Here is a 19369-nt window from a genome sequence, read left to right as displayed (position 1 = left end):
GGTTGTTTTGTTATGGCATAAGAAGGATATTCCACTGTGCTTAATGAAATAAAGATCCACAAACAATTTTGGATTAGGTCATAGAGAAATCTGTAGTAGAATTGGCATTATTTATTTAATGCCAATTTTATTTCCAAAATCCATTTGTCATTGAATTAATATAAACCCTTAAGAACAGTATGTTGATCTTGATAAAATTTAAAAAATGATAGGGAAGGTAAAGCTGAATTTTTGGCAAATTTTGCATATGAACGTCGGTTTTTTCGGTATTCAATATAGTTTTGGACTGCAACAAAGTGCGGTGACGCCTATCTATGATTTTCTTGGTGCAACACCAGATCAAATACCTATTTTGCATCTAGCAGGTCCTGTGACGGGATTACTTGTACAGCCTATTATAGGCGCTATGAGTGATAAAACATGGTCAACTAAATTTGGACGTCGAAAACCTTATTTTCTAATAGGTGCATTGCTATGTAGTGTCAGCTTATTACTTTTTCCTTTTAGCAGTTCTTTATGGATGGCAGCTGGGTTGTTATGGATTCTTGATGCTGGAAATAATACAGCCATGGAACCCTATAGAGCTTTAATCGCTGATAAATTGATACCAGAACAGCAGCCTACAGGTTTTCAAATGCAAAGTTTCTTTACCGGTCTAGGACAGGTGCTTGCAAACCTATCGATCGTTGTTTTTCCTATATTTATAATTGGTAAAACAGGTTCATTACCTACATGGGTTTATGCTTCGTTTTTTTTGGGTGCAGCGTTTTCAATAGGATCTGTATTATGGAGTAATAGCAAAACTGAAGAAATACCTCCTACGGACAAAGAACTTGCTTTAATGCGCGCAGAAAGACGCTCATTTCTAGGGCCGCTTATTGAAATTGTATCTGCTATTAAGGATATGCCTAAGGTGATGTGGCAACTTGCACTAGTATACTTTTTTCAATGGTATGCGCTGTTTTGTTACTGGCAAAACGCTTCAAAGAGCGTCGCGCTTTCTGTATGGAATGTAACACCAACTAATGAGGAAGTTTATAATGAGGCAGTAAGTTGGACAGGTTTAATAAATGGCTGGTATAATGTAGTAACGTTTTTAGTGGCATTTGCATTGGTAGGTTTTGCAAAAAAATACAGCCCTAAATTAGTTCATGCGGTTTGTTTATTGCTTGCTGCTGCTGGATTTCTAGTATTTCCTCATATATCTGATAAAAGTTTCTTACTCTTTGCGATAACCGGTTTCGGTATAGGATGGGCGAGTATGATGGGAATTCCTTATTTAATGGTAATATCTAATATTCCTAAAGAACGTTATGGAGTTTATATGGGTATTATAAATATGATGATAGTAATACCTATGATATTTCAAACGTTGACATTTGGATTTGTACTTAAGAATTTTTTAGGTAACGATCCACGTAATGCAATCACTTTTGCAGGGGCATTATTAATTCTTGCTACTATAGTGACACTGTTTATTCAATCAAGAAAACCTTCTCTACATGAATAGTGTTACATATAATAAATCAATTGAGTTGCTTCATAAAGCCTCATCTGTGCATGGTTTTCTTGCAAGCGCCTTAGATATATCGAATTATAAAAGGGTGTGGTCTAGAGATGGGGTCATATGTGGTCTAGCAGCACTTGCCTCTGAAGATGAAGAACTAGTCAAGACTTTTGAGAAAACCATCCATACGCTTGCAGCACACCAACATGATATAGGAACCATTCCGTCTAATGTTGCTTTTAAGGGTAAAAAAGTAGAAGTTAGTTATGGTGGTCTAGCAGGTAGAGTCGATGCGGTAACTTGGTTTATAATAGGAGTTTGCCAGCTAGCACATTATAAGCAAGATCCTCAAATAGTAGAATTATATAAACCTAACATCAATAAATGTCTAAAACTCTTAAATGCTTGGGAATTTAACAACAAGCATTTGCTGTACATACCGTTATCTGGTAACTGGGCAGATGAGTACATTACCGATGGTTATGTATTATATGATCAATTATTGAGATTATGGGCCTTAAAGTGTTACAATCATTTTGAAAATAAGGTACAAATCGATCATAAAATTGATTCTATTATAGAGCAGCTGCAAATTAACTTCTTAGGAGATTCTAAAGCAGAGAAATTTCATCCTAGAGCTTACGAAGCTATGGCTCTAAAGAGTTATTTACCAGCGTCATTTTCACCATCTGGATATAAAACGCAATTTGATGCATTTGCAAATAGTTTATTCTTGATACTGAACCTAGGTTCTTCAGATCTTAAAGAAAGAATAGTTGAATACAGTCAAAATTTATTATCTCAAAGCAAACTCCAAGTATTACCGGCATTTTGGCCACCAGTGATGCAAGAAGATGAGCATTGGAACTTATTGAAAGATAATTGTAAGTATGAATTCAGGAACTATCCTTATGAATTTCATAATGGTGGTAGCTGGCCTATGGTAAACGGATTTTATGGATTAGCCTTATGCAGTATGGGATATGAACAAGCAGCTCAAGATTTATTGAGGAATATAAATCAATTAAACGCACTTGAGGAATTTGCCTTTTATGAAAATTTCCATTCTATCACGGGTGAGCCTTTAGGTGTGCCTAAATGTGCTTGGAGTGCGGCAGGAGCAGTAATCCTGCATAAATCATTAAATAATAATTTTAAAATATTAATTGACTAGTGAAGACCATTGATATATTGTGTGTAGGGGAAATATTGATTGATTTTATAGGTCATGAAAAAAATGTAAGTATTTCAGAAACTAAAAATTACCACCGTTTTTTAGGTGGTTCTCCAACTAATGTTGCGGTTAATGCCGTAAGATTAGGGTTGAAATCTGCTATTATCGGCTCTTGCGGAAAAGATGGATTAGGGGATTTTATAGTTGATAAATTAAAAAGTGAACAGGTAAATACCTCACACATAAATAGAGCATCTGGATTACCTACTTCTATTATTTTAATTTCTAGATCTATAGACACACCAGATTTTACTGCCTATAGAGAGGCAGACTCTGTTATAACAGAAGATTTAATTACAGATGAACTGTTGGATTTGTCTAAGATTTATCACACCACATGTTTTGCTTTGAGTAAAAACCCAGCAAGAGCTACAATTTTAAAAGGAGCACAACGAGCTAGAGAACTTGGTCTGCAACTAAGTATAGACCTAAATTACTCCGAGAAAATTTGGTCTGATCGTAAAGAAGCAAAAAAAGTGATTGCGCAGTATTTGGCTAATAATCCATTACTAAAATTAAGTATAGACGATTGTTATAGGTATTTTGATAATCACAAATCTGATGAAGAAATTTTTAGTTACTTCCATTCTAAAGGAGTTTCTACGATATGTCTTACCAAAGGTAAAGACGGTGTTGCTGTTTCAGATCTTAAAGAAGGTGTATTGAATCAAGCTGCGTTACAAGTAAAAGATGTTAAGGACGTCACAGGTGCAGGTGATGCTTTCTGGGCGGGATTTTTATTTTCCAGGCTCAGTAACAAGTCTCTACTAGACTCTACTACGATTGCTCAAAAACTAGCGACTATCAAACTACAGAATGTTGGGCGATTGCCTGATATAAAAGTTCTTAAAAACGTAATTAACGAATTGGTTTAGTGGATTTGTAAATTTGTAGTAATTGTTCCTGTAGTTATATTGGTTTGTTTTATATGGTATAGATTGGATTATTTTTACTTTTATCATCCTTATATACTAATTGTTGTTGAAACAATAAAAGATAAAATTTATTTCGCTTTCGCGAAAGCGAGTTCCATATTTACCTTAACCTTAGTACCTATCTTAACAATATCTAGTACATTTGTTTTTCCATTTTTTTTTGAGCAATTAAACTCAAACCCCATGAGTGAAGAAAGTAAACGTAGAGAAGCATTAGTATATCACGCAAAACCGCAACCTGGTAAAATAAAAATTGTACCTACTAAAAAGTATAGTAGTCAACGAGATTTATCTCTTGCCTACAGTCCAGGTGTTGCACAGCCTTGTCTTGAAATAGCTAAGGATAAGGCAAATGTTTATAAATATACTACCAAGGGAAACCTTATGGCCGTAATTTCTAATGGAACCGCTGTTTTAGGTCTTGGTGATATTGGCCCAGAAGCCTCTAAACCTGTAATGGAAGGAAAAGGGCTGCTTTTCAAAATATTTGCTGACCTAGACTGTTTTGATATTGAGGTTGATACCACAAATGTTGAAGAGTTCATTCAAACTGTGAAAAATATTGCCCCAACTTTTGGTGGGATAAATTTAGAAGATATCAAGGCTCCAGAAGCATTTGAAATAGAACGCCGTTTAAAAGAGGAGTTAGATATCCCAGTAATGCATGACGATCAACATGGTACAGCCATTATTTCAAGTGCGGCATTACTCAACGCGCTTGAACTTGCTGATAAAAAAATAGAAGACGTAAAAATCGTTGTGTCAGGAGCTGGTAGCGCCGCTATTTCTTGTACCAGCCTTTATGTAAAGCTAGGAGCAAAGAAGGAAAACATCATGATGTATGATGTGGACGGTTTAATTACAACATCTAGGACAGATCTTGGTGATATGCAAATGCAATTTGCAAGAGAGATGGATACCGTGTCCATGCGCGAGGCATTTAAGAATGCCGATGTATTTTTAGGTCTTTCAGTAGGAAACATTGTTGATGAGGACATGCTATTGAGCATGAATGAAAACCCGATTGTATTTGCCATGGCAAATCCAGTGCCCGAGGTTGATTACAACCTAGCTATTGCAACCCGTGATGATATCATTATGGCAACAGGGCGAAGCGATCACCCTAATCAAGTAAATAACGTATTAGGTTTTCCTTTTATTTTTCGTGGAGCGCTAGATGTAAGAGCAACTACAATTAATGAAGAAATGAAACTAGCAGCTACTCATGCTATTGCTAGTCTTGCAAAAGAACCAGTTCCTGAACAAGTTAATATCGCCTATGGCGAGCTCAAACTTACCTTTGGTAGGGATTATATAATTCCAAAACCCTTTGACCCTAGATTAATTTCAACCATTCCGCCAGCTGTTGCAAAAGCAGCCATGGAAACAGGAGTTGCCAAAGAACCAATTCAAGATTGGGAGAAATACGAGGAGCAATTGCTCACACGTATGGGCTCAGATAATAAGCTTGTCAGGCTTATTTTAAATAGAGCAAGGACAAATCCAAAAAGAATTGTTTTTGCCGAGGCCGATCAACTAGATGTACTCAAAGCAGCGCAAATTGTTTTAGAAGAAGGAATAGGAACACCTATACTTTTGGGACGCAGGGAAACAATTGAAGAACTTAAAGAGGAACTTGAGTTTGATCAACCTTGTTTAATTATTGATCCCAAAAGCGATGAAGAAAAAGCTCGCAGAGATAGATATGCTGAAGAGTTTTGGAAAATAAGAAAGCGTAAAGGGGTTACTTTATTTGATGCCGGTAAATTTTTAAGACAGCGCAATTATTTTGCGGCGATGATGGTAGAAATGGGTGATGCCGATGGTTTAATCACTGGATTTGCTCAGTCCTATCCTCGTGCCATCACACCTATGTTAGAGATTATAGGTCGCGCACCAGGAGTTGACAAAGTAGCCAGTACCAATTTAATGATCACACAACGAGGTCCTATGTTTATTTCAGACACTTCTATAAACATAGATCCAGATGCTATTGAACTAGCAAAAATTGCACAAATGACAGGCCGTACAGCCCAGTTGTTTGGTATCACGCCTAATATCGCAATGATAAGCTACGGGAACTTTGGGTCATCAGAACATCCTAATGCTGTTAAAGTACGTAATGCGGTAAAATATTTACACCAATATTATCCCGATCTAGTAGTAGATGGAGAATTACAAGCCGATTTTGCTTTAAATTCTGAATTACTTCAGGACAAGTTTCCTTTTTCAAAACTTGCAGGTAAAAAAGTGAATACATTAGTGTTTCCTAACCTTGAAAGTGCAAATAGTACTTATAAAATGATGAAGGAACTTAATGGTACTGATAGTATAGGTCCTATCCTTTTAGGTTTGCAAAAACCCGTACACGTAGTTCAATTAGGAGCTAGTGTGGACGAGATCGTGAACATGGCTGCCGTGGCAGTTATAGATGCACAACAAAAGGAGTCCTATAACCGTTCATTGCAGTTGAAAAGGTCGCAACAACCGCAATAGATTATTTTATTACATTTGAAACACAATTAACCAATTATGATTGCACAACTTCAGGGCAGGCTAGTAGAAAAAAACCTGACCGATGTAGTAATTGATTGCCATGGAGTAGGATATCTAGTAGAAATATCACTGCACACATATTCACAACTGCCAGACAACGAGCAGTGCAAGTTGTATACTTATATGCAAGTACGTGAGGATGCACACAGGTTGTTCGGTTTTGCCGAAAAAAGTGAACGAGAAATCTTCAAACTATTACTGTCCGTATCTGGAGTTGGTGCAAATACAGCTCATACCATGTTATCCAGTGTTGCGCCCACACAAATTGCACAAGCTATCGCTAGTGAAGATGTGCGCACGATACAAAGTGTAAAAGGTATAGGTGCAAAAACAGCGCAACGTGTTATACTCGATCTTAAGGATAAAATATTACAAGTATTAGATAATCCAGAAATTTCTATTGTTGCAAGCAATACTGGCCGTGATGAAGCGTTATCTGCACTAGAAACTTTAGGCTATGCTCGCAAGCAGGCTCAAAAAGTCGTGGATAAAATTTTGAGCAATCAACCAGATGCCACGGTAGAAGATTTGATTAAACAAGCATTAAAACAATTATAGGATTTGGGATATAGGTATTTTAAAATGAAGCTTTTACCTGTTTTAATAGCTCTTTTTTGTTTCGCTTTCGCGAAAGCGCAACAACCCACAACACAAGAGAACGATTCTATACCTAATGGAGTCGAATTAGGTAAATTAGAATTACCAGATCCACCTTCCATAACCAAAATGTATGAATATGATCCAGTAATGGATAGGTATATTTTGAGGACTACATTTGCTGGCTATCAATTGGATTATCCCTTTGTACTTACCAGAGAGCAGTATTTACAGCGTGCTATGAAAGAACAAATGAAAAGTTATTTCATTGAAAAAGCACAGGCAATTGCAGGAAAAACGGATGAGGATAAGGAAAAGCAAAAGAATCTTTTACCCAATTTTTATGTAAACTCGGCTTTGTTTGAAAGTATTTTTGGTGGTACAGAGATATCGGTAGTTCCACAAGGATCTGTAGAGGTAGATCTAGGGCTGCTTTTTAATCGTAGTGATAACCCTAGTTTTTCCCCTAGAAATAGACAGAATACCACTTTTGATTTTAACCAGCGAATTAATTTATCACTTGTAGGTAAGGTAGGTACTAGGCTACAGGTTAATGCTAACTACGATACTCAAAGCACCTTTAATTTTCAAAATCAAATTAAACTTGATTACACACCTACAGAAGACGATATTTTACAAAGTATTGAGGTAGGTAATGTGAATATGCCACTTAATTCTCAACTTATTCGTGGTGCGCAAAGTCTTTTTGGTATTAAAACAGAATTGCAATTTGGAAAAACGAGAATTACTGCTGTTTTTTCAGAACAACAAAGTGAGGCTCGTACAGTGCAGGCTCAAGGTGGAGCATCAATAAATGAATTTGATTTCTTCTCGCTGGATTATGATGAGAACAGGCACTTTTTCCTAGCTCATTATTTTAGGGATAATTACGATCGCACCCTAGAAAATTATCCATTTATAAATACAAATGTACAAATCACAAGAGCCGAGGTTTGGATTACCAATCGTGGTAATCGTACTCAAGATGTACGTAATTTAGTAGCTATTCAGGATTTAGGTGAGTCTGACGGTGAAAATATTGGTTTAGACGTTGTTCCTCCCGGTTTTGTTAACGTTACAGAAGGTGCTTATCCTGACAATTCAAATAACCAATTCAACCCTAGAGGAATAAATGGTTCTACAAGTTCATTACTCAATGAGCAAATTAGAGACATAGGAACAGTCCAGCAAGGTTTTGGTGGTGCACAAGTAAATGAAGGCTTTGATTACGTTTCCTTAGAAAATGCAAGGAAATTAGCACCAAATGAATATACCTTAAACACGCAATTAGGTTATATATCTTTAAGACAAAGATTGAATAACGATGAAGTACTTGCAGTTGCTTTCCAGTTTACTGCTGGTGGTAAGGTATATCAAGTAGGAGAATTTGCTAATGATGGTGTAGTTGCAACCAATGTAGACACAAACACGAATCCTGGGCAAGTAGCTGTTAATAACCAAAATCTAGTAGTAAAGTTACTTAAGAGCAACTTGGTAACTGTTACGGAGCCATCTTGGGACCTAATGATGAAAAACATTTATAATCTAGGTGGATTTCAATTATCACCAGAGGATTTTAGATTAAATATATTTTACCAGTATCCACCAGAGTTAAATTATATAACAGCTGCTCCTGGAACACTAACCAATCCACCAGTTGCTTTACCTAGTGACGTTGAAGAAACCACATTAATTAGAGTATTTGATTTAGATAGATTAAATCAACAAGGAGATCCGCAACCTGATGGTGACGGTTTCTTTGATTATGTACCTGGTTTGACTATCGATCCAGAAAATGGGCGTATTATATTCACGAGTGTAGAACCTTTTGGTGAATTTTTATTCAATAAGTTAGATCTTACTCCTGGCGCTGGTCCAGAAGATTATAACAACCCATCTACTTATAATGCAAATCAAGAGCAGTATGTATACCGCAATATGTATCGCACGACCAAGGCTCAAGCTCTAGAAAACGCTGATAAGAATAAGTATTTAATTAAAGGTCAATACAAATCAACTGGTCAAGAAGGTATTCCTATAGGTGCTTTCAATGTTCCTAGAGGTTCGGTTACTGTTACCGCTGGTGGACGAACCCTACAAGAAGGTATAGATTATACAGTAGACTATCTAGCTGGTCGAGTTATTATTCTGGATCAAGCGTTACTTAATTCAAACACACCAATTCAAGTTTCTACAGAGAATAATTCGGTATTCAGACAGCAAACAAAGAGATTTACAGGAATAAATGTAGAACATAAATTTAGTGAGGATCTTATAGTAGGAGGTACTTTTTTGAATCTTAAAGAACGTCCCATTACACAAAAATCTACCTACGGTTTTGAGCCTATTAACAATACTATTTTAGGTGCAAACTTTCTGTACAATACTGAGGTGCCTGTGTTAACGAGACTGGTTAATAAATTACCAAATATTGATACTGATGTTGCTTCAAATCTATCATTAAGAGGTGAAATTGCGTATTTATTTCCTGGCTCGCCAGCTGGTGATAATTTTGGTAATAGAGCAGCTGCATATGTAGATGATTTTGAGGGTTCTCAAACGACTATCGATATATTAAGTCCGTTTGCTTGGTCGTTAGCGAGTACACCAGTTGATTTTGAAGGTAATGGAAGTTCTTCAAATCCGCTAGAGTATAATTATAGCAGGGCCAAAATGTCCTGGTATTCCATTGATCCAATATTCTATGGAACGCAAAGACCAGCAGGTATTACAGACGATGATGTTTCAGATTGGAGAACGCGTAGAGTGTTTATAGATGAGTTGTTTCCTAATGTGGATTTACAACAAGGTCAACAACAAGTAGTAAATACACTAGATCTTGCCTATTATCCAAGCGAGCGTGGTCCTTATAATTACAATCCATCTGCAGCTGGTTCAAACATTCTTCCTAATCCACAGGATAATTGGGCAGGTATCATGAGACAGTTCTCAAGTACCAATTTTGAGCAAAATAATGTGGAGTACATTCAATTTTGGATGATGGACACATTTGCATTTGACCCTACTAATACAGGAGGAACAATTTCTATCAACTTAGGAAGTATATCTGAAGATGTGCTAAAGGACAACCGTAAGCAATTTGAAAATGGATTACCGGATGATGGAGGTACGATATTAACTACATCAACGGCTTATGGAAAAGTCCCTAATAGTCAATCTCTTGTTTACGCATTTGACACGCAGGGACAAGAGAGAGCAAATCAAGATATAGGTTTAGATGGTTTTAGTGATGCCGAAGAGATTAATTCCTTTCCTGCTTTTGGTCCAGTAGATCCAGCTAATGATAATTATGAGTTTTATCTTGCCGCTAACGGTGATATAGTTAATCGTTATAGAAATTATAATGGGACAGAAGGAAACTCACCTTCTGAAGTATCTCAAACAAATAGAGGATCAACCACTTTGCCAGATGTTGAGGATATTAATAGAGATAACACCATGAATACCATCGATAGTTATTTCGAATATAATATTCCAGTATTTCCAGGAATGGACGTTAATAACAACGATTACATCTACGATACTAAAACAGTACAAACCGAATTGCCTAACGGAACTCGTATAGATACAAGATGGGTGCAGTTTAGAGTGCCGCTTAATGATCCTAATCGTGAAGTGATTAATGAAATAGCAGATTTTAGAGCTATTCGATTCATGAGAATGTACCTGACAGATTTTAACGTAGATACGCATTTAAGATTTGGTTCTTTGGATCTAGTGCGCGGTGATTATCGTCGTTACACTGCTTCATTAGATGAAACGGATCCTAACGCCGCAGACGACCCTACTGTTTTTGAAGTTGAAGGTGTTAATATTGAAAATAACGAATCTAGAACTCCAATTAGGTATGTATTACCACCAGGAGTTGAAAGAGAAGAATTAAGAACTCAAAATCAAAACATCAGACAGAATGAACAATCGCTAGCTTTAAGAGTTTGTGATTTAGAATCTGGTGATTCAAGAGCTGTGTTTAAGAACATTCGAATTGACATGCGTCAATATGAAGATTTAGAAATGTTTGTCCATGCTGAATCTCTAGTAAATGAACTCGCACTTGCTGATGGTGAGATTGAAGTCTTTGTGAGAATGGGTGTAGATTTCACCCAAAATTATTATGAGGTAAGATTGCCACTTTCTATTACAGCATTTGGAGCTACTGATCGCAATGAAGTTTGGCCTAATAGTAACAATTTTAAGATTAACCTCGAGTTACTGCAGGAATTGAAAGCTAGAGTACTAGGAAATCCAGCATTAAATGTAAACGAAGCTAATTTCTTTGATCAAGTTAACCTTGGCGGAGATCCTAACGAGGCAGCACAACATAGTTATGGTATCCGTGGAAATCCAAATTTTGGAGATATACGAGCACTTATGATAGGTGTACGCAATCCAACATCAAACCAAATATGTGGTGAAGTTTGGGTAAATGAAATGAGACTTGCTGGTCTTAAAAACGAAGGTGGTTATGCGGCAACTATGAATCTTGATGCAAATGTTGCCGATTTTGCATCGGTTACTGCGACAGGTAGACGCAGTACAATAGGTTTTGGAGCTATTGAGCAAGGACCTAACGAGCGAGATCGTGAAAATGTCACACAATATGATATCACAACAAATGTAAGTCTAGGTCAATTATTACCTAAAAAATGGGGTGTACAATTACCGTTCACTTATAGTATAGGTGAAGAAACCATAACACCGCAATTTGATCCACAGTTTGAGGATATTGAATTGGATACTAGATTAGATAATGCAGACAATGACGCCGAAAGAGACGCAATAAGGGAACAAGCCGAAAACTATACGCGCAGGCAAAGCGTCAATCTTATAGGAGTGCGCAAGGAGCGAACAGGTGATTCAAAACCAATGCCGTATGATATTGAAAACTTTACTTTCTCTGGAAGTTACAATCAAGTAGATCAACGCAACTTTGAAATTGAGCAATATAAAGAACAGTCAGTTAATGCAGGAGCAACTTATAATTATGCGTTTCCTAAAGCCGAGGTTGAGCCTTTCAAGAACATCAGCTTTTTAGAAGGTAAGTACGGTAAATTCTTAAGTGATTTTAATCTTAATTTATTACCTAATAATTTTTCTGCGAGTGGGAATATTGTTAGACAATACAACTTTCAAAAATTTAGAGATCTTCAATTGGATACTAATCCAGTAGATATTGATGGTGATGGTATTCCAGATGCGCAAAATATCAGTATCGCTCCATTAACAAATCGCAATTTTACACTCAATCATCAGTATGCTATTAATTGGGATTTGACAAAATCGTTACAGTTCAACTTAAGTGCCAATCAGAATAGACTGGTCCGTAGTTACATTGATTCAGAGTCCAATGAAGTAGATCAAGACTATACCTTATGGACCGACTTTTTTGATGAAGGTATTCCTAATCAACACAATCAACAATTACAACTTACTTATAAATTGCCGTTTGATAAGTTTCCTTTTCTCGCTTTCGCGAAAGCGAACTACACTTACACAGCAGATTTTAACTGGCAGAGATCATCGCAACAATTTTCACAATTAGATGATATACCGGATATAGGTAATACTGTTTCAAATGCCAATACACATCGTATCAACGGTACTTTGGATCTAGATAATCTTTATAAATACGTAGGTCTAGAGAAGATTAAATTTGGAAACGAAGCACGTAATGCCCGTAAGAGATCACGCAGCCGCAGTAGAACGCGCACACCAGCTGGAACACCAAATCCCGATCAGGCTAAGGAAGAAAAGGAAAAGAAGATCCCTAAGAAGAACTTTGCAAATCAAGCTCTTAATACTTTAATAGGTGTGGTAACTTCAGTAAAAAGAGCACAAATAAACTATGAGGAAACCAATGGTATGTTCCTTCCAGGTTACACAAATGATATTGGGTTTATAGGGACTTTAAAGCCTACTACAGGTTTTGTGTTTGGGTCACAGGCAGAAGTTAGAGAACTAGCCGCAAGAAAAGGTTGGTTAACCTTGTTCCAGGATTTTAATCAACAGTATAGTGAGGTAGCTTCACGCAAGTTTGATTATAACATTAAAGTTGATCTAGTAAAGGACCTAACTCTGGACCTTGTAGGAAACCGAAATTATCAAGAAACCTATCAAGAAAATTATCGAGTAAATCCAACATCCTTACAATATCAATCGTTGACACCTAATGAATTTGGGAACTTTGATATTTCTACCATTATGATTGGTACTGCTTTCCAAAAAAGCGATATCAATGGCTCCAAAACTTTTGAGACATTTAGAAATAATAGACTAGCTGTAGCCAATAAACTGGCAACGGAATTTTATGGAACTACAACATTTAACCGTGATTCAGATGGGTTTCCTGTAGGTTTTTCACGTAATAGTCAGGAAGTTTTATTGCCTTCCTTTATTGCTGCTTATGAAGGGCGAGATGTTGAAGATCAAGATCGTAGTGCTTTTAGAGATATTCCTTTACCTAATTGGACTTTAAAGTACACAGGATTAATGAATCTTAAATGGTTTAAAAAACGTTTTAGAAGATTTTCATTGAATCATGGGTACAGGTCTAGTTATACGATTAATCAATTTCAACGTAATCTAGATTTTGTTGCTGGTAATAGAAATTTTGATTATGATGAAAATGCCACGCTTAATCCAGGATCATTAAATCAAAATGGAGATTTCAAGTCACCACAACTATATTTCAACATCAATTTGACTGAGAGTTTTTCGCCATTGTTCAAGATTGATTTTGAAATGAAAAATTCAATGTCTATTGCTGTAGAACATCGTAGGGATAGAGCTGTGTCCCTAAGTTTTGATAATAACCTACTTACTGAAATAAACAGTAAAGAATGGATCGTAGGAGTTGGTTATAGATTAAAGGATCTCAAATTTAGAACGAATTGGGGTGGACGCAGTCGTGTGATAAAAAGCGACTTGAACATGAGATTGGATGGTTCAATCAGAGATAATATTACTATAGTAAGATATTTAGATTTTGATAATAGTCAAGCTACTGCTGGACAAACAATTTATGGTTTAAAATTCAGCGCAGAATATGCCTTTAGCCAGGCCTTTACTGGAATCTTCTATTACGACCATACTTTCAGCGAGTTTGCAATTTCGACGGCGTTTCCGCAGACCACTATTCGTAGTGGAATTACATTAAGATATACGTTTGGAAATTAGTAAATGATTTTACGTAATTATAATAGTAAACTTGTGGCTTAAAAAGCTTAATGTTTTAACTTTACCCCTTTAAAAATTAAATAATGAATATTCCAGCAGAACTTAAGTACACCAAAGACCACGAATGGGTAAAAATAGAAGGTGATGTTGCAACAGTAGGGATCACTGATTTTGCTCAAAGCGAATTAGGTGATATTGTATACGTTGAGGTTGAAACCGTAGATGAAACACTTGATCAAGAGGAAGTTTTCGGTACGGTAGAAGCGGTAAAAACCGTTTCTGACTTGTTTTTACCATTGTCAGGTGAAATTGTTGAATTTAATGAGCAATTAGAAGACGAGCCAGAGTTAGTAAACTCTGACCCTTATGGTGATGGATGGATGATTAAAATAAAAATAAGCGACGCTTCACAAGTAGATGATCTTATGACTGCTGATGCTTATAAAGATCTTGTAGGATAGTGAAGCATTTGCTTAAAGGGGTTGCGCCGGTTTACACTCTAGTGATTGCTTATCTTTCACTAACAAGTTTACCCTTTCCTATTCCTTTTGAGCTCAGTTTTCAAGATAAAGTGTATCATGCAATTGCCTATTCTATTATGGCGATAGTATGGTACTTCTTTTTTTATGTCGGTTATGTTTCAAAGTTTCCTGACTATTCATGGAATATAAAAAACATACTAGAAGATTTTTCTAGAACAGTTGTTATAGGAGCTATGGTATTATCTTTTATAATAGGAGTTCTTATAGAATTAGGTCAAGGATATTTCTCACAAAATAGATCTATGGATATCTTTGACGTTTTTGCTAATGTATTTGGCATTATTATTGGTGCTTTATTACTTTATGTTATCAGTAAAATGTTACAGATAAAAAAATCTTAGCGTTAAAAGCTTTTAAGAAAAATTGAATTATTTATTTTTAGCCACTAAACACCACCGCAATGGAAGTTAAAAAATCAGAAAAGGCAGATTTACGTAAGAATATTACGTTGTATGCTCTTGCAGGACTGGCATTTATGCTTTTGCTAGCATGGCAAGGTTTGGAGTATGAGACAAAAACAGTCGAAATCGAGGAGCCGCCAGTTGAAATTGAAGAATTCGTAATTGAAGAGGAAATTCCAATTACACAAATGCTTGATACACCACCACCGCCACCACCACCGCCACCAGCTCCAGAAATTCTGGAAGTTGTTGAGGATGATGTAGAAATTGAAGAGGTGGAAATTCAGGATACTGAAACCGATGAAGAAGAAGAAATTGTTGAGGTAGAAGAGGTTTCTGAAGAAGTAGGTGTAGAAGAAGTGATTGCCGATGTGCCTTTTGCAATTATTGAAAATGTGCCTATTTATCCTGGTTGTGAGGATAAGAAAAATAATGCCGACCGTAAGAAGTGTATGAGTGAAAAAATCACCAAGTTCGTTAACCGTAACTTTAATACCGGTCTTGCAAACGACTTAGGTCTTGAAGGTCGTCAAAAAATATCGGTACAGTTTAAAATCGATAGTAAAGGAAATATTGTAGGAGTTCAATCTCGTGCTAAGCATCCAGATCTACAGAAAGAAGCTGCACGTGTAATAAATAAATTACCTAAAATGACTCCAGGTATGCAGCGTGGGAGAGCGGTAGGTGTTATTTATGCATTACCAATTATCTTCCAGGTACAGGACTAGATAATTAAATAAATTTTTAAAAAAGCCCGACTTGTAGAAAGTCGGGCTTTTTTATTATTAATAAAACAATATTTTCATTAAAAGCTTATGGATTTTATTTTGAATTAACGGTTTTTGGTACGACTCTTGATTTCTGTTCCTAATAACATTTTAAACCATTAATTATGAGTCTCTTTAAAAAAGATACCGATGCTGCAACATCGGTACTTTCTCGTATCGAGAGGAAGAAATCAATTAACACAAAAGTCAATCCCATTATTAATTTTCAAATAGGGCTGGTAGCAGCGCTATTGCTAGTTTGGATGGTTATTGAAACCACCACCGAAGAAACTAAGCCTGTTCCTGCAATCGTTGGTACTACGATCATAGACCTGTGGGAAGAAGATCATGATGTTTATCGAGTAATTCCAGATAACCCAATCATTAAACAGCCTATTGCAAAACCTGTAAGAATCGAAACTCCTAAAATTATAGAACCGAGTAAATTAAAGGTGGTTGATAATAACGACCTTGTTCCTGAAAATGATGACAAAAAAAGGGAAGAAACGCCTGTTACAGAGTCTGCGGTCACGCCAGTTACATCTAGTAAGGCAGAAGCAAAAAGCAAATCGACCACATCTACTACCAGCAGTCCTATAATGGCCGTTCAAGAAATGCCGCTTTTTCCTGGTTGTGATGAAGATTTGTCAAGAGAGGAAAAGTATGACTGCATGAATGAAAAGATGAAAAGATTCATTCAAAGAAATTTTGATACTAGTCTAGCCGAAGATTTATCAGGTCAAGGAGATAAATTTAAGATAGCTACTATGTTCACAATTGATGAAAACGGTAATCCAATTGATATCAAAGTACGTGCTCCTAATGAACGATTAGTAAAGGAAGCGAATAGAGTGATGGCCAAATTACCGCAAATGCAGCCTGGCAAAATCAATAATAAACCAGTTAGGGTGATTTATTCAATACCAATAACATTTTCAATTCAGCAATAAACATCAACCATTTATTGTGATCCCAGACCTGTTTTTTAATATGAGTCTGGGATTTTTTATTCGGTATTATTAAAGTGTATCTTTGAGCCTATAACTTGAATTTATGAGATCAATTCTCTCTTTAATTTTTATACTGTCTTCTATAACAGGTATTGCTCAAACAAGTATAGAGAAATTCCCTATTTTTAGTAATTGTGAATCAGTTTTATCCAGTGAATTATCCAGCTGTTTTTATGAGGAATTATACGTGCAACTTCAAAATAATTATGATCACCCAAAAGATGTTAGCTCTAGTAGTGCGACAATTAGGTTTGAAGTAAATAAAGAAGGTGAGTTTATTGTTATCACCTTAGACTCAAAAGAGCAAGATGTAAAAAATGAATTGAGAAAAGCTTTTAATTCATTGCCCCAAATTACGCCACCTAGCTACAACGGGAATCCCACGTTTATGCAATTTGTTATAAACACACCAGTTCCATTGGTATCAGGTGGTTCCTTTGCTACGTTTGATGAAAAGCAAAATACTGCATCGCCAGCCAAGAATGATGCGGTCAATGAATTAGACAGTATCGCTTTCGCGAAAGCGAACAATGATTACCAAGGTATCAAATCAAATAAATACACCAATCAAGAATTACTCTCAAACGCAATAATTCCTTTTTCGTATCAGCGTTATGCACCATATGAAGCTGCTATGAACAAAATTGGTACTAATGCTCATAGTAGTATTAAGCCTTATACCTTTAATCAAGTAGGAGCTTATTTTGATTTAGAAGCACAGCGCTCTAGTTTAACAGAAGAACGCACAACATGGTTAGGTCGCAAATGGTGGAATGAGCACTTTTTTAGAGTTGCAGGAGATGATTACTGGTTTGTAATAGATCCAGGAGTAGACCTACAGTTGGGTAAAGATTTTGATTCCGATATTAATACTTTTAATAATACTAGGCTCGCGATGGTAAACGGTGGTATCGGTAAGCAAATAACATTTGGAGCTACGATTCAAGAATCTCAAGGTCGATTTGCAGATTATTTCAACCGAGAAATCACGCTGCGAGCACCAGATGGTGGTAATCCAGGTATTGTACCTGGTCGTGGTATTGCTGAAGATGGCGGTGAGAGTATTTACGATTACCCAGTAGCAACAGGTTATATTAATTACAAACCTAGCAAGTATTTTGATTTACAATTAGGTCATGGGCAGCATTTTATAGGAGATGGATACAGATCTTTAATTTTAAGTGATAACTCAATGCCATTCCCTTACTTTAAAGTAAATGCAAATTTTTGGAAACTCAACTACACTGTTCTTTACACCTCGCTAAGAGATGTGCGCAGTGAAGTAACTGCCGATGATAGTTTTCGTACTAAGTTTATGACTTTTCACTATTTAAGTTGGAATGCTACAAAGCGACTTAATATCGGATTGTTTGAAAGTGTGCTTTGGCAGGATGATAACCAAAGAGGATTTGATTTTAATTATATTAATCCTATCATTTTTTATCAAGCTATTGAATTACAAACAGGTTCACGAGGTGGAAATGCTTTAATAGGCGCTACTGCAAAATATAAATTCACCAATAGGGTTACGGGATATGGACAGCTTGTTTTTGACGAGTTTTCTAGTGATGCCGTGGCTGGTGGTGGTAGTTTTAAGAATAAAAGTGCCTTTCAATTAGGTGTAAAATGGCAAAATGCTTTTATTAAAGGTTTAATGCTTCAAGCAGAGTATAATCGGGTAAGGCCTTTTACTTACAGTCATAATTCTATCGTTCTTAATTATGGTAATAGTAACCAAGCGCTTGCTCATCCATGGGGTGCAAACTTCTATGAGATGATTTTTATAGGCCGATATGACTATAAACGATGGTACGGGATCGGTAAAGCTATTTTAGGGGAACGTGGTTATGATATATTATCAAATACCGACAATCTTGCTTATGGAGGAAATATTTACACCAGTGAAGATAATCGCGCATTTGAAAACGGTAATGAAGTAGCTCAAGGTAATACCGCAAGCTATTTTTATGGGCAACTTGAAGCAGGGTATTTAATCAATCCAGCCTCAAACTTAAAAGTTTATGCACAGCTTATTTATCGAGATATTTCTCCTCAAGTAGATAACGTAAGAGTGGTTGATCAATCCACAACCTGGTTTAACATAGGATTGCGCACAGATATAATGAACTGGTCTTACGATAGGTAAATAATAAAAAGTATCAGATTAACTTTTTTGATTTAAAAGCTTGTAAACCACAATAAAACATTATTTTTGCACTCGCTTTAAGCGATACGTCAGATAGTCTGGCATACATAATATTCATTATTTCAAATAATTTTGGCATGTATTTAACTGCAGAAAAAAAAGCTGAAATCTTTTCAAAGTATGGAAAGTCAGTAAACGATACTGGTAACACTGATGCGCAAATCGCGTTATTCACATACCGTATCAATCACTTAACAGAACACCTTAAGAAAAACCGTCACGATTTTAATACAGAGCGTAGCTTGGTTAAATTGGTAGGTAAGCGTCGTTCATTACTTGATTACCTTATGAAGAAGGATATCTTAAGATATCGTGAGCTTATTAAGGAATTAGGAATAAGAAAGTAAAAAATTGGGGACCTTGTGTCCCTTTTTTTATTAGTATATTGCAGGTACGCTTTCGCGAAAGCGTCATAAA

The 19369-nt window shown here is 36.2% G+C and carries 12 protein-coding genes; all 12 read left to right on the top strand.

The window, feature by feature from the left end; all coding sequences use genetic code 11:
• The first annotated feature begins 205 nt into the window (after positions 1-205).
• A complete protein-coding gene (locus BST91_RS10115) occupies positions 206-1510 on the top strand; it encodes an MFS transporter (protein WP_085775316.1) in 1305 nt (434 codons plus the stop codon).
• A complete protein-coding gene (locus BST91_RS10110) occupies positions 1503-2681 on the top strand; it encodes a glycoside hydrolase 100 family protein (protein ID WP_085775315.1) in 1179 nt (392 codons plus the stop codon). The genes BST91_RS10115 and BST91_RS10110 overlap by 8 nt, the downstream gene beginning before the upstream one ends.
• Entirely contained in the window at positions 2681-3616 is a 936-nt protein-coding gene (locus BST91_RS10105; RefSeq protein WP_085775314.1) for a carbohydrate kinase family protein, read from the top strand. Before BST91_RS10110 ends, BST91_RS10105 begins: the two co-directional genes overlap by 1 nt.
• Positions 3617-3859: 243 nt before the next feature.
• Entirely contained in the window at positions 3860-6172 is a 2313-nt protein-coding gene (locus tag BST91_RS10100) for an NADP-dependent malic enzyme (protein WP_085775313.1), read from the top strand.
• A gap of 36 nt (positions 6173-6208) precedes the next feature.
• Positions 6209-6790: a Holliday junction branch migration protein RuvA gene (gene ruvA, locus BST91_RS10095; protein ID WP_085775312.1), complete on the top strand. Its 582-nt coding sequence runs from the start codon at positions 6209-6211 to the stop codon at positions 6788-6790.
• A 24-nt stretch (positions 6791-6814) separates the two neighbouring features.
• Positions 6815-14026 (top strand): T9SS outer membrane translocon Sov/SprA, encoded by a 7212-nt coding sequence (gene sov / locus BST91_RS10090; protein WP_085775311.1) that lies wholly within the window; start codon positions 6815-6817, stop codon positions 14024-14026.
• Positions 14027-14109: 83 nt separating this feature from the next.
• Positions 14110-14487 carry a glycine cleavage system protein GcvH gene (gcvH, locus tag BST91_RS10085; protein ID WP_042279542.1) on the top strand — a complete coding sequence of 126 codons (378 nt, stop codon included), beginning with the start codon at positions 14110-14112 and terminating at the stop codon, positions 14485-14487.
• The gene (locus tag BST91_RS10080; protein WP_157546949.1) at positions 14487-14909 is read left to right on the top strand and encodes a VanZ family protein; all 423 of its coding nucleotides are present in this window, start codon (positions 14487-14489) and stop codon (positions 14907-14909) included. Before gcvH ends, BST91_RS10080 begins: the two co-directional genes overlap by 1 nt.
• A 59-nt stretch (positions 14910-14968) precedes the next feature.
• Entirely contained in the window at positions 14969-15697 is a 729-nt protein-coding gene (locus tag BST91_RS10075) for an energy transducer TonB (RefSeq protein ID WP_060523704.1), read from the top strand.
• Positions 15698-15861: 164 nt separating this feature from the next.
• On the top strand, positions 15862-16686 hold the full coding sequence (locus BST91_RS10070) for an energy transducer TonB (protein WP_085775309.1): 825 nt from the start codon (positions 15862-15864) through the stop codon (positions 16684-16686).
• Between the two features lie 103 nt (positions 16687-16789).
• Positions 16790-18892: a hypothetical protein gene (locus tag BST91_RS10065; protein ID WP_169709779.1), complete on the top strand. Its 2103-nt coding sequence runs from the start codon at positions 16790-16792 to the stop codon at positions 18890-18892.
• A 137-nt stretch (positions 18893-19029) separates the two neighbouring features.
• Positions 19030-19299: a 30S ribosomal protein S15 gene (gene rpsO / locus BST91_RS10060; protein ID WP_042279545.1), complete on the top strand. Its 270-nt coding sequence runs from the start codon at positions 19030-19032 to the stop codon at positions 19297-19299.
• Positions 19300-19369 lie beyond the last annotated feature (70 nt).

Source organism: Nonlabens tegetincola (assembly GCF_002117085.1).
Classification (GTDB): domain Bacteria; phylum Bacteroidota; class Bacteroidia; order Flavobacteriales; family Flavobacteriaceae; genus Nonlabens; species Nonlabens tegetincola.
Note: the sequence above shows the minus strand (reverse complement) of the source record. Positions and strands in the feature narration are given on the sequence as shown.

Coding starts and splice junctions, on each gene's coding strand:
- BST91_RS10115 (WP_085775316.1), top strand. CDS start 206: ATGATAGGGAAGGTAAAGCTGAATTTTTGGCAAATTTTGCATATGAAC.
- BST91_RS10110 (WP_085775315.1), top strand. CDS start 1,503: ATGAATAGTGTTACATATAATAAATCAATTGAGTTGCTTCATAAAGCC.
- BST91_RS10100 (WP_085775313.1), top strand. CDS start 3,860: ATGAGTGAAGAAAGTAAACGTAGAGAAGCATTAGTATATCACGCAAAA.
- ruvA (WP_085775312.1), top strand. CDS start 6,209: ATGATTGCACAACTTCAGGGCAGGCTAGTAGAAAAAAACCTGACCGAT.
- sov (WP_085775311.1), top strand. CDS start 6,815: ATGAAGCTTTTACCTGTTTTAATAGCTCTTTTTTGTTTCGCTTTCGCG.
- gcvH (WP_042279542.1), top strand. CDS start 14,110: ATGAATATTCCAGCAGAACTTAAGTACACCAAAGACCACGAATGGGTA.
- BST91_RS10075 (WP_060523704.1), top strand. CDS start 14,969: ATGGAAGTTAAAAAATCAGAAAAGGCAGATTTACGTAAGAATATTACG.
- BST91_RS10070 (WP_085775309.1), top strand. CDS start 15,862: ATGAGTCTCTTTAAAAAAGATACCGATGCTGCAACATCGGTACTTTCT.
- BST91_RS10065 (WP_169709779.1), top strand. CDS start 16,790: ATGAGATCAATTCTCTCTTTAATTTTTATACTGTCTTCTATAACAGGT.
- rpsO (WP_042279545.1), top strand. CDS start 19,030: ATGTATTTAACTGCAGAAAAAAAAGCTGAAATCTTTTCAAAGTATGGA.